The sequence below is a fragment of the Sinorhizobium sp. NG07B genome (genome assembly GCF_002532005.1).
Classification (GTDB): Bacteria; Pseudomonadota; Alphaproteobacteria; order Rhizobiales; family Rhizobiaceae; genus Sinorhizobium; species Sinorhizobium fredii_C.
On the sequence record NZ_NWTD01000001.1, the window covers coordinates 43,392 to 55,480 of the forward strand.

The following is a 12,089-nucleotide window of genomic DNA, read 5'->3' on the forward strand; positions in this document are numbered from 1 at the left end:
AGGCTCTCACTTCACTGCGGTGGCGGGCTTGTCGCCGGCGGCCGCGGCACTCTGCTGCTCGGTGCCGGGCTTGGCGCCCGGCTTCCAATCGGTGGGTTCGACGGGAGCGCCGGGGCCGATCTTCTGGAAGCCTTCGACGATCACCTTTTCACCGGCCTTGAGGCCGGCGGTGACCTGCCACCGCTCGCCGACGGTCCGTCCCAGCGTGACGTTGCGGAACTCGATCTTCTTGTCGGGAGTGACGACATAGACCTGCGACTGGCCGGCATTGTTGCGCTGTACCGCCTGCTGCGGAACGGTGATCGCGTCCTTTTCCAGCCCTTGCTGGATCTGCACGCGCACATACATGCCCGGCAGCAGATCGTTGTTGGGATTGGGAAACTCGCCGCGCAGCGTCACCTGGCCGGTGGTCGCGTCGACCGCCGCTTCGGAGAACAGCAGCCGGCCCTTTAAGCCATAGGGCGTGCCGTCGTCGAGGATCAACTGCACCTCCGCTTCGTTCTTGCCGCTGATCAGCTGGCCGTCCTGAAGTGCCTTGCGCAGCCGGATGAGGTCGGTCGCCGACTGGGTGAAGTCGGCATAGACGGGATCGAGCTGCTGAATGGTTGCGAGGTTCTGTGTGTCGCTCGCGCTAACCAGCGCACCCTCGGTGATCAGCGCCCGGCCGATGCGGCCGCTGATCGGCGCAGTTACATTGGCGTATTGGAGGTTGAGCTTCGCCTCCGCGAGGCCCGCCTCGGCAATGCCGATGTCGGCCTCGGCCTGGGCGAGCGTCGCGATCGCGTCGTCATATTGCTGGACGGCCGCGACCTGCGCCTCCTTCAGCCGCGACTGCCGATCGGCGGTCTGCTTGGCCTGGTCGCGCACGGCAATTGCCCGCTTCAGCGTCGCCTCGGCACTGTCGACCTTGACCTGGAACGGCGCCGGATCGATCCGGTAGAGCACGTCGCCTTCCTTGACCATCGTGCCCTGCTCGAACACCCGTTCGACGACGATGCCGGAAACGCGCGGCCGAACCTCGGCGATTCGCGTCGGCGTGATGCGGCCGGGCAGCTCGTTGGTGATCGGCAAAGGCTCCGCCGCGGTCGTGAAAACGGCGACCGCCGCCGGAGGAAAAGCCGGGGCCGCGGCCTGCTCGTCGTTCTTCTGGCAGCCGGCGAGAAGCAGCACGGCTGTCAGCGAGGCGGCCAGTATCGGTCGGGTCATATGCATCGCAATGTCCAATGTGCAAAGGGACCGTCTCGCGGCGCCTGCCGCGCGGTCCGGTCAAGGAGATGAAGCGGAGCCGGAATCGAAGGAAGATACCGGAAAGCTAATATACAAACAGGAATGTATGTTAATTTCGGGCGCAGTGCAACCGCCTGGGACGACAGGCGGGGAACCGCAGAAAAGCCAATTGCCCCAGGCTCTTCGTCGCTTCGGCCCTCGGTTGATCACGCATGTGTGATTGCTTCAGAGCGACCCTCCCCAGGAGGGGCACGCATCTGCTGCCACGCCAATGTCGTCTTAGGCCCCCGAGAATGCGGACCCGCCTGAACGGGGCGAGCGCGGTATCGCATGCCCCTCCCTCTTGAACCCCGAGCCGCTTTCGAGCGTAACTTGGATTGCGCCTACTGCCCGGAATTGATCACCCGCCCCTCGCTGTCGAAGCGGTGCATGCCGCCGATCACCGGGGTGGCATGGACGATGTCGTCTGCCGCGTAGCGGTGTTCGCCGAAGAGCCGCACCGTCAGCGGTCCGACCTCGTCGGATTCGAGATAGACGATGGTGTCGGCGCCGAGATGCTCGACATGGATCACCTTCGCCTTCCATTTGCCGCTCTCGCGCGACAGGCCGATATGTTCGGGGCGAATGCCGACGGTCTTGGCCTCGCCGTCGCCGAACCGCTCGCCGTCGATGAAGTTCATCTGCGGCGAGCCGATGAAGCCGGCGACGAAGAGATTGGCGGGCCGGTTATAGAGCTCCATCGGCGAGCCGACCTGCTCGATGCGTCCGCCGTTCAGCACCACTATCTTGTCGGCGAGCGTCATCGCCTCGACCTGGTCGTGGGTGACATAGATCATCGTCGCCTTAAGGCTGCGGTGCAGCCGGGCGATTTCGAGGCGCGTGTTGACGCGCAGCGCCGCATCGAGGTTCGACAGCGGCTCGTCGAAGAGGAACAGCTTCGGCTCGCGCACGATGGCCCGGCCGATCGCGACGCGCTGGCGCTGGCCGCCTGAAAGCTCTGCCGGACGGCGGGCGAGATAGGGCTCTAGCGACAGCATGCCGGCCGCCTTGCCGACCTTCTCCTCGATCTCGGGTTTCGGCACGCCGGCCTGCTTTAAACCCAGGCCCATATTGTCCTTCACCGTCAGGTGCGGGTAAAGCGCGTAGGACTGGAAGACCATGGCGATGCCGCGTTTGGCCGGCGCCACATGGCCGACCTCGACGCCGTCGATCTGCACGCTGCCGGAGGTCGCGTCCTCGAGACCGGCGATGGTGCGGAGCAGGGTCGACTTTCCGCAGCCCGACGGGCCGACGAAGATGACGAATTCGCCGTCCTTCACCTCGAGGTCGATGCCCTTCAGCACCTCATGGCCGCCATAGGCCTTGCGGATGGATTGGAGTTGCAGTGATCCCACGTGTCGCCCTCTTCAAATTAAAGCTTGACCGGCCTGCCGCTGCGAACGCTTTCGTCCGCCGCCAGGCAGATCTTCAGCGATTGCACCGCATCATCCATGTGCCGGTCGAGATTGATGTTTTCGCGAATGGCCTTGAGCACGAAGGCCTGCTCGCTGTCGCAGAGCTCCTGATGGCCCGGTTCGCCCTCCATAACGAGGTCCTCGTCGGCCTTGACAAAACGTCCGTCCGGACCGGTCGCCGCACTGTGCAGGCGGATGACCGCGGTCTTAGTGTGGACGTCGATGTCGTCCGACTTGGCGGCCTGATCCATGACAATCGACACCGACCCGTTCGGCGAGATCACGTCCTTCACGAAAAAAGCAGTCTCGGAGATCATCGGTCCCCAGCCGGCCTCGTACCAGCCGACCGAACCGTCCTCGAAGATCACCTGCAGGTGACCGTAATTGTACATGTCGGCGGCGATCTCATTGGAGAGCCGCAGGCCCATGCCGCGTACCTCGACGGGTTTCGCGTCGGTGATCTGGCACATGACGTCGACATAGTGGACACCGCAATCGACGATCGGCGCCGTCGTCTGCATCAGCGACTTGTGCGTCGCCCAGGTCGCCCCGCTCGACTGCTGGTTCAGGTTCATGCGGAACACGTAAGGTGGCCCGAGTTTCCGGGCCTCGGCGATCAGCAGCATCCAGGATGGATGGTGGCGCAGGATATAGCCGACGATGAGCTTTCTGCCGTTGGCCCGGGCGCAGGCGACGACCCGCTCCGCATCGGCGACCGTCGTCGCCAGCGGCTTCTCCACGAAGACGTGGCAGCCGGCCTCCATGGCGGTGACCGCATAGGCCGCGTGGCTGTCCGAATAGGTGTTGATCGAGCAGAGCTCCGGCCGGAGTTCGAGCAGCGCCTCGTTGAACGAGGGCAGGATCTCGTAACCGGCAAGCGCTTCCGGCAATTCCACCTTCGAGCGGTTGACCAGGCCGGCGATCTCGAAGCCGGGATTCTCGTGATACGCCAGCGCATGGCTGCGGCCCATATTACCGAGGCCCGCGACGAGCACGCGGATCGGATTTGCGGAAGAACTCATTTGACCGCTCCTGCCGTGATGCCGCGGATCAACTGCCGCGAGAAGATGACGTAGAGGACGAGGACAGGGAAGATCGCCAGCGACAGCGCCGAGAGGACAGCGTTCCAGTTGGTGACGAACTGGCCGATGAAGATCTGCGAACCGAGCGTGACGGTTTTGGTGGTTTCGGCCGGTGCCAGGATCAGCGGGAACCACAGGTCGTTCCAGATCGGGATCATGGTGAAGACGGCGACCGTCGCCATGGCTGGCCTTATGAGCGGCAGCACCAGCCGGAAGAAGATCGCATATTCGGAGAGCCCGTCTATGCGTCCGGCATTCTTCAGGTCGTCCGAGACGGTGCGCATGAATTCCGACAGGATGAAGACGGCGAGCGGCAGGCCCTGGGCCGTATAGACGAGAATCAGCGCCGTCAGCGTGTTGACAAGGTTCGCCGCCACCATGCCCTGCAGGATCGCCACCGTGCCGAGCCGGATCGGAATCATGATGCCGAGCGCCAGATAGAGGCCCATCAGCGTATTGCCGCGGAAGCGGTATTCGGACAGCGCGAAGGCGGCCATGGCGCCGAACAGCAGCACCAGCGCGATCGACACGACGGTGACGACGACGCTGTTCTGGAAGTAGCCGATGAAATCGCCCTGCTTCAGCACCGTCTCGTAGCCGATCAGGCTGAAGGTCTCCGGTGTCGGCACCGCCAGCGGTTCGCGGAAGATCGCATTTCGGCTCTTGAACGAGTTGGCGATCGTCAGGAACACCGGGAACAGCGCCACCAGCGTATAGGCGATCAGCGCTACATGGACGGCGCCGGTCCGGGCTATGGAGCTACGTGCTTTCGACATCGTTGATCTCCCTCAGAACTGATAGCGGCGCATGCGGCGCTGGATGACGAAGAGGTAGAGCGAGACGCCGGCCAGGATGATCAGGAACATGATCGCCGCGATCGTCGCGCCCATCGAGCGGTCGCCAAGCTGGAGCTGGAAGCCGAAGAAGGTGCGGTAGAGCAGCGTGCCGAGGATGTCCGTCGAGCCGTCCGGGCCTGCAAGCGCGCCCTGAACCGTGTAGATCAGGTCGAAGGCATTGAAGTTGCCGACAAAGGTTAGGATCGAGACGATACCGATTGCCGGCAGGATCAAGGGCAGCTTGATCTTCCAAAACTGGCTCCAGCCGGTGACGCCGTCGAGCTCCGCCGCCTCGATCACCTCGTCGGGAATGTTGAGGAGGGCCGCATAGATCAGCATCATCGGGATGCCGACATATTGCCAGACCGAGATCAGCGACACGGCGATGAGCGCCGAGTCCGGCCGGCCGAGCCAGGGCGCGAACAGCCATTTGAGGCCGACGAGATCCATGAGAAAGGGCGCCACGCCCCAGATCGGCGAAAGGATCAGCTTCCAGATGAAGCCGACGATGACGAAGGAGAGCAGCGTCGGCAGGAAGATCGCCGTGCGGTAGAAGGCGCTGAAGCGCAGCTTCGGGATCGACAGCATGGCGGCGAGCGCAATGCCGATCGGATTCTGCACCGCCATGTGGATCAGGAAGAAGACGAAATTGTTGCGGAGCGCGTTCCAGAAATCCGCCGCCCAGCGCGGGTCGCCGAACAGCACCTTGAAATTGCGCAGGCCGACGAAGGTATATTGGCCGTCGACGGTGTTATAGAAGGATTGCCGCAGCGTCTCGATCAGCGGCAGGATCATCACCGCCGTGTAGACGATGAGCGCCGGCAGCAGAAAGACGAGGATGTGCCAGCGCCGCGGACGCTTGAGCTCGCCGACTTCCATTGGGGTTTCGCGTGGTTTCATCGGCCTCTGGCCCGTTCTCAATGGCTGGCTCCATGAGCGCAGCCCCATTTCGCTCGAAATGCCGCATTCCATACCGCCACGGGCTTCATCAAAAGCTCTTGTGGTCTCCGGCAAGCCGGCTGTCGGTCACGTCCCGGCCTGGCGCCGGTATCAACAAAACTGCGGCGTCGTCTGCCGCGCGGTTCGCGCGGGGCATAGGGAGCGCACGGGCCGGCAGGGCCGCGCGCTCCTTTTCGATCTTACTTGGCCGGCTTATACCAGCTGTCGAGACCTTCCTGCAGCTTCTTGGCAGCGTCTTCCGGCGTGCTGGTGCCGTTGATGACGTTGGCCGATGCCACCCAGGTCTCGTTTTCGAGGTTCGGCGTGCCGCGCGACAGGATCTGATAGGTCGAGCGGATCGTCGGCTTGCACTTCTCGCGCCAGGAGACGAATTCCTGCGCCAGCGGATCGGTCATCTTCACCGCCGTCGAGTTCAGGCTGAAGAAGCCGGGAAGCGCATTGGCGTAGATTTCCGCGAATTCCGGCGAGGCGACCCAGGTCAGGAAGGTCTTGGCGGCATCCGCATTCGGGCTCTTGGCATTGAGGCCGATGCCGATGTCGTTGTGGTCGGAGATGTAGCAGGTATCGCCGGCTTTCTTCACCGGCGGCGGAAAGGCGCCCATCTTGAACTGCGCCTGGGTGTTGAAGCCGGAGATTTCCCAGGAACCGGCCGGATAGATCGCGGCGCGGCCGAGCGTGAAGAGGTTCTGGCTGTCAGGATAGGTCTGGGCCTCGAAACCGTCGCCGAGATAGTCCTTCCACTTGGCGAGCACGCGGTAGGGTTCGACCCAGGCCTCGTCGGTCAGCTTCTGCTCGCCCTTGATCAAGGCCAGACGGCCTTCCTCGCCCTTCCAGTAGTTCGGCCCGATGTTCTGGTAGCCCATGGTTGCGGCTTCCCAAAGGTCCTTGGTGCCCATCGCCATCGGGATGTAGTTGCCGTCCGCCTTGATCTTGTCGAGGGCGGCAAAGAACTCCTCTTCGGTGGTCGGCACGGCGAGCTTGAGCTGTTCAAAGGCATCCTTGTTGTAGATGAAGCCGTGGATGACCGAAGCCATTGGCACGCAGAAGGTCGCCTTGCCGTCATCGGTCGTCCAGGCCGACTTGGCGACGTCGGAGAAGTTCTCCATGCCCGCCAGGCCGGTGAGGTCGGCGAGGTGCTTCTTGTTGTAGAGTTCGAGCGATGCGTCGAACGGGCGGCAGGTGATGAGGTCGCCGGCCGAGCCTGCGTCGAGCTTGGCGTTGAGAGCGGCGTTGTATTCCGTCGGCGCGGACGGCGAGAACACCACCTTGATGCCGGGGTTCTTGGCCTCGAAGGCGGGGATCAGCTTTTCCTGCCAGATCGCCAGGTCGTCATTGCGCCAGCTCTCGATCGTCAGCGTCTTATCCTGTGCATGCGCAAGCCCGGCCGAGCCGAGAATGCTCGATGCGAGCAGCAAGCCTTTGATTGTCGTGCGGGTCATTCAGGTTCTCCCTCTTATAGGCGCCGCCACGGCGCGGTTTGGATCCCAGTTTTCTTCAGGTCGAGACGATGGCGATCGCCCGGCGCAAATTCTGATTGGCATTGGCAAGCGCTGCTTCGGCCGCCGGCAGATCCTCAGCGCCAAAAGCGAGCAGGATCGCCAGCTTGACCGATCCGGAGGCGGCACGGATCAGCCTTTCGGCTTCGCCGGCAGGAACGCCGGTGATGTCGGAGACGATCCGGATCGCACGGCCGCGCAGCTTGATATTGTCGGCCCTGAGATTGACCATGTGGCCGTCGAGCACGTGGCCGAGATGGATGCCGATCAGCGTCGAGAACATGTTGAAGGCGATCTTCTGCGCCGTGCCGGCGCCCATGCGCGTCGAGCCGGAGATGACCTCTGGCGGCGTCTTGAGCAGGATGGCGACATCGGCGCGTTCGAAAAGCGGCGCGTCGGGATTGTTGGCGACCGCAATGACCTTGGCGCCGCGCTTCCTCGCTTCTTCGGCGGCAGCGAGCGCATAGGGCGTCGAGCCGCTGGCGGAAACCGAGATCAGGCAGTCGCCGGCTGCAATCCCCGCCTCGCGGACATCGTTGCGGGCGAGTTCCGTGTCGTCCTCGTAGCCGCCGGCGAGATCGCCGAGGCTCGCGGCGCCGCCCGCCAGAAGAATGACGATCTGCTGCTGCGAAATGCCATAGGTGCCCGGCAGTTCGAGTGCGTCTGCCATGGCCATCAGGCCCGAGCTGCCGGCGCCGGCATAGGCAAGCTTGCCGCCCGCGGAAAGGATGCTTGCGGCAAGTGCCGCCGCGCATGCGATCGGTTCGATCGCCGCATCGACGGCCTTGGCTGCGGCCTGCTGACCGGAGGCGAGCACGCGCAGCGCAAGCGCCGGGTCCATCAGGTCCAGGCCTTTGGCTTCGTCGTGGCGCTCCTCGGTCTTCATTGCCGGCATCGCGTCGTTCTCCTCTTTTCCAAATTAATGCCAAAAAAATACCAATTGTCTAGAAGAAATTTAACGTCTGCCTAAATAAAAAACGCCTCGCCAAAAATATATCCATAAAATCAAACATATAACATAAATGGCGGCGTGCTCATGGAATCGCGCTTGGTTAATGGTATTTTTTTGGTATGTTAGACGGCGGAGGTGCCAATGACATCCTATCTGATCGGAATCGATGGCGGCGGGACGAGCTGCCGGGCGGCCGTCGCCGGTTCGGACGGTCGTATCCTGGGCCGCGGCAAATCCGGTGCCGCCAATATTCTGAGCGATCCGGAAACGGCGCTGCAGAATATTGCCGATGCCGCCCGCGCGGCATTCGAGGATGCGCGCCTGGACCCCGGCGGCATTATCTCGGCGCGTGCGATTGTCGGCGTCGCGGGGCATAATGTCGGCGATGCCGTCCACTATGTGAAGCGGCGCTTGCCCTTCGCCGCGGCCGATATCGAATCGGATGGACTGATCGCGCTTCAGGGCGCGCTCGGCGACAAGGACGGGGCCGTCGCCATTCTCGGAACCGGGACGATCTATATCGCCCGCCAGGGTGAAGTGGTCAGCTATATCGGCGGCTGGGGCTTTACCATCGGCGATCACGGCAGTGGTGCCCGCATCGGCCATGCCCTGCTGCAGGAGAGCCTGCTTGCCTATGACCGGATCCACGAAGCCTCACCGGTGACCGATTCCGTCCTCTCCGAATTCAACAACGATCCGCGCGACGTCGTCGATTTTGCGCGGCTGGCGAAGCCCGGCGAGTTCGGCCGCTTCGCCCCGCGTGTCTTCGACCATGCCGGGCGCGGCGATCCCGTGGCGACACGCCTGTTGATGGCGGCCGCGACGACCGTGGACGAGGCGCTCGACGCCGTTGTCTCCAGGGGCAGCCGGACGATCTGCCTGCTCGGCGGATTGGCGCCGCTTTACCGGCCCTGGCTGGCCGAACGGCATCAGCCGCTCTTCGCCGAGGCGGAAGCCGACGCGCTGACCGGAGCTGTTGCCCTTGCCGCCGCCCGCTTTGGAACTGGGCCGGAGGCGGTTCTATGAACCAGCAGCTTGCCGCCATCCTGCCGCTCGAAAGCCTCCAGTCGGGCGGTGCCGGCCCGCTTTACCTCAAGCTCCGGCAATCGCTGGAAGAGGCGATCCTGTCGGGCAAGCTCAATCATGGCGATGCGCTGCCCGCCGAGCGCGACCTTGCCGACTACGCCAATGTCAGCCGCGTAACCGTCCGCAAGGCCGTCGACGACCTGGTGCGCGACGGGCTGCTCGTGCGTCGCCACGGCTCCGGCACCTTCGTCGTCCGGCCGGTCTCCCGCGTCGAGCAGTCGCTGTCGCGGCTCACCTCCTTTACCGAGGACATGGCGCGGCGTGGCCTCAACACCCGCGCGGAATGGCTGGAGCGGGGGCTTTTCCATCCGTCACCCGACGAGATGATGACGCTCGGCCTTCCCGCCGATGCGCTGGTTGCCCGCCTCGGGCGGCTGCGCCTTGCCGACGATATGCCGCTTGCCATCGAGCGCGCCTGCGTTTCGGCCGAGTTCGTCCCCGATCCGCTGGCGGTGACCTCGTCGCTGTACGCCGCGCTAGAAAAATCGCATGCCCGGCCGGTGCGGGCGGTGCAGCGCATCTCGGCCTGCAACATCAAGAACCCCGATGCGACTATGCTCGGCGTCGCCGTCGGGGCGGCCGGTCTGTCGATCGAGCGCGTCTCCTATCTTGCTTCGGGACGCGTCGTGGAATTCACCCGCTCGCTCTACCGGGGCGACACTTATGACTTTGTCGCGGAGCTGACGATCCCTGAAAGCTGAGCCGACTTATCGGCGAAAGTGTAAGCGGCTCGCTCTTCGCTCTGAACCTATTCAGGAAAGGACCTGATGATGCAGACCAACATGCGGCGAGAAATCGACGAGATTCCTGAGGCCGTCGCACGATTGCTCGACCGCTCGGCCGCCGCCGTCGCCGCCGCCGGTACCGCACTGCGCGCCAAGGATCCGGCCTTTCTGGTGACGATCGCCCGCGGCTCATCCGATCACGCGGCCCTGTTCCTGAAATATGCGATCGAGCTCACGGCCGGACGCCCGGTTGCCTCGCTCGGGCCCTCGCTTGCCTCGATCTACGGCGCCGAACTGAAGCTCGGCGGTGCGGCGGCGATCGCCATCTCGCAGTCCGGCAAAAGTCCGGATATCGTCGCAATGGCCGAGGCCGCAACGCAGGCCGGTGCCGTCTCGATCGCGCTGACGAACACGCTGCCTTCGCCGATCGCCGACGCCTGCAGCCATCCGCTCGATATTCTCGCCGGCCCCGAACTCGCCGTGGCAGCGACCAAATCCTATGTTAACTCTATTGTCGCGGGCCTCGCCGTGCTCGGCGAATGGAGCGGGGATGCAGGCCTGAAACGCGCCGTCGCCGACCTGCCGAACCAGTTCGCCAAGGCGGTGAAGCTCGACTGGCAGGATTTTGCCGGCGATCTCGGCGAGGCCGAATCGCTCTATGTGCTCGGCCGCGGCCCGGCATTGGCGATCGCCAGCGAAGCGGCGCTGAAGTTCAAGGAGACGTCCGGCATGCATGCCGAAGCCTATTCCGCGGCGGAAGTGCTGCACGGTCCGGTGGCGCTCGTCGGCGCCCGCTTCCCGGTTCTGGTGCTTGCCGCCCGCGACGCCGCCGAGGGCTCGGTCGCCGAGATCGCCGACGGCATGAGCGCCAAGGGAGCGGTGGTGCATGTCACCTCGGCCCGGGCCAAAAAGGCAAAGCGCCTGCCCTTCGCCGAGACCGGCCACCCGCTCACCGACGCACTGGCGCTGATCCTGCCGTTCTACGGCTTCGTCGAAGCCTGGTCGCGCTCTCGCGGCTTGAACCCGGATGCACCGGCGAGCCTGAAGAAGGTAACAGAGACACGATGACTGGCAAAAGGAAGATCACCGGAGCGCGGATTTTCGACGGCATCGACTGGCACGACGGATGCGCGCTTCTCATCGAGGCCGGGCACGTCAAGGGTATCGTCGCGAGCGGCGCCGCTCCCGGCGATGCCGAGACGATCGACGCCCGCGGCCTGCTGCTGGTGCCGGGCTTCATCGACCTGCAGGTGAACGGCGGCGGCGGCGCGCTGCTCAACGAAGTGCCGACCCTCGACGGCATCCGGCAAATCTGTGCGGCGCATGCGAAATTCGGCACGACGGCGCTGCTGCCGACGCTGATCACCGACACGCGCGAGATGCGCACCAAGGCGATCGAGGCCGGCGTCGCGGCCAGGGCCGCGGCGATGCCCGGCTTCCTCGGCCTGCATCTGGAGGGCCCGCATCTCTCTGTTGCCCGCAAGGGCGCGCACGATCCGGCGCTGATCCGCCCAATGGAGGATGCCGATCTCGCCGAGATGCTTGCCTGCGTCAACGCGCTCGGCTCATTGATGGTCACCGTCGCCCCGGAGAACACCACGAAGGAACAGGTGCGCGCCCTTGCCGGAGCCGGCATCGTCGTCAGCCTCGGCCACACCGATGTCGGCTTCGATATAGCCTGCGCCTATGCGAAGGCGGGTGCCCGAACCGTCACGCATCTCTTCAACGCCATGAGCGGCCTCGGCCACCGCGAGCCCGGCGTCGTCGGCGCCGCGCTTGCGACCGGCACGCTGCATGCCGGGATGATCGCCGACGGCTTCCATGTCGACCCGGCATCGATGGGCATCGCGCTGCGCGGCAAACGGGGACCGGGGCAGATCTTCCTGGTGACCGACGCCATGTCGCCGATCGGCACCGCCATGACGAGCTTCCAATTGAACGGCCGCGAGATCCTGCGCAAGGATGGGCGCCTGACGCTCGCCGACGGCACCCTTGCCGGCGCCGATATCGACATGCTCTCCTCCGTCCGCTTCGTGCACGAAAAGCTCGGCCTGCCGATCGAGGAAGCGATCCGCATGGCCTCTGCCTACCCTGCCGACGTCATGGGCATCGCCTCACACAAGGGCCGTCTCCTGCCGGGCACCGACGCCGACTTCGTGCTGCTGACGCCGGAGCTCGGCATGAAGTCGACCTGGATTGGGGGAGAGGTAGTCTTTACTGCTTAACGCGTGTCGTCGGGATGCAGCGGGTTGCGTCAATCCACCAGTGGCA

The 12,089-nt window shown here is 64.4% G+C and carries 11 protein-coding genes; 4 read left to right on the forward strand and 7 right to left on the reverse strand.

Annotation, left to right across the window (positions count from 1 at the left end):
- Positions 1-6 precede the first annotated feature (6 nt).
- The 7 genes from CO664_RS00190 to CO664_RS00220 form a co-directional block, all read right to left on the reverse strand.
- A complete protein-coding gene (locus CO664_RS00190) occupies positions 7-1,212 on the reverse strand; it encodes an efflux RND transporter periplasmic adaptor subunit (RefSeq protein ID WP_097537644.1) in 1,206 nt (401 codons plus the stop codon).
- A gap of 398 nt (positions 1,213-1,610) precedes the next feature.
- On the reverse strand, positions 1,611-2,621 hold the full coding sequence (locus tag CO664_RS00195; RefSeq protein ID WP_037422535.1) for an ATP-binding cassette domain-containing protein: 1,011 nt from the start codon (positions 2,619-2,621) through the stop codon (positions 1,611-1,613).
- Between the two features lie 17 nt (positions 2,622-2,638).
- Positions 2,639-3,703 (reverse strand): Gfo/Idh/MocA family oxidoreductase, encoded by a 1,065-nt coding sequence (locus tag CO664_RS00200; protein WP_097537645.1) that lies wholly within the window; start codon positions 3,701-3,703, stop codon positions 2,639-2,641.
- On the reverse strand, positions 3,700-4,539 hold the full coding sequence (locus tag CO664_RS00205) for a carbohydrate ABC transporter permease (protein WP_097537646.1): 840 nt from the start codon (positions 4,537-4,539) through the stop codon (positions 3,700-3,702). The genes CO664_RS00200 and CO664_RS00205 overlap by 4 nt, the downstream gene beginning before the upstream one ends.
- Positions 4,540-4,551: 12 nt before the next feature.
- Positions 4,552-5,499: a sugar ABC transporter permease gene (locus tag CO664_RS00210; RefSeq protein WP_097525432.1), complete on the reverse strand. Its 948-nt coding sequence runs from the start codon at positions 5,497-5,499 to the stop codon at positions 4,552-4,554.
- Between the two features lie 239 nt (positions 5,500-5,738).
- The gene (locus CO664_RS00215; protein WP_097537647.1) at positions 5,739-6,998 is read right to left on the reverse strand and encodes an ABC transporter substrate-binding protein; all 1,260 of its coding nucleotides are present in this window, start codon (positions 6,996-6,998) and stop codon (positions 5,739-5,741) included.
- A 55-nt stretch (positions 6,999-7,053) separates the two neighbouring features.
- Positions 7,054-7,950 (reverse strand): N-acetylmuramic acid 6-phosphate etherase, encoded by an 897-nt coding sequence (locus tag CO664_RS00220; protein ID WP_097537648.1) that lies wholly within the window; start codon positions 7,948-7,950, stop codon positions 7,054-7,056.
- A 198-nt stretch (positions 7,951-8,148) separates the two neighbouring features.
- Here CO664_RS00220 and CO664_RS00225 point away from each other — a divergent pair, with 198 nt between their 5' ends.
- The 4 genes from CO664_RS00225 (at position 8,149) to nagA (ending at position 12,043) form a co-directional block, all read left to right on the forward strand.
- Positions 8,149-9,033, forward strand: a complete 885-nt coding sequence (locus CO664_RS00225; RefSeq protein ID WP_097537649.1) for an N-acetylglucosamine kinase — start codon at positions 8,149-8,151, stop codon at positions 9,031-9,033.
- Entirely contained in the window at positions 9,030-9,794 is a 765-nt protein-coding gene (locus tag CO664_RS00230; RefSeq protein ID WP_037422515.1) for a GntR family transcriptional regulator, read from the forward strand. The genes CO664_RS00225 and CO664_RS00230 overlap by 4 nt, the downstream gene beginning before the upstream one ends.
- A gap of 69 nt (positions 9,795-9,863) precedes the next feature.
- On the forward strand, positions 9,864-10,886 hold the full coding sequence (locus CO664_RS00235; RefSeq protein WP_097525650.1) for an SIS domain-containing protein: 1,023 nt from the start codon (positions 9,864-9,866) through the stop codon (positions 10,884-10,886).
- Positions 10,883-12,043, forward strand: coding sequence for an N-acetylglucosamine-6-phosphate deacetylase (nagA, locus tag CO664_RS00240; RefSeq protein WP_097537650.1), 1,161 nt, complete (start codon positions 10,883-10,885; stop codon positions 12,041-12,043). The genes CO664_RS00235 and nagA overlap by 4 nt, the downstream gene beginning before the upstream one ends.
- Positions 12,044-12,089: the final 46 nt, after the last annotated feature.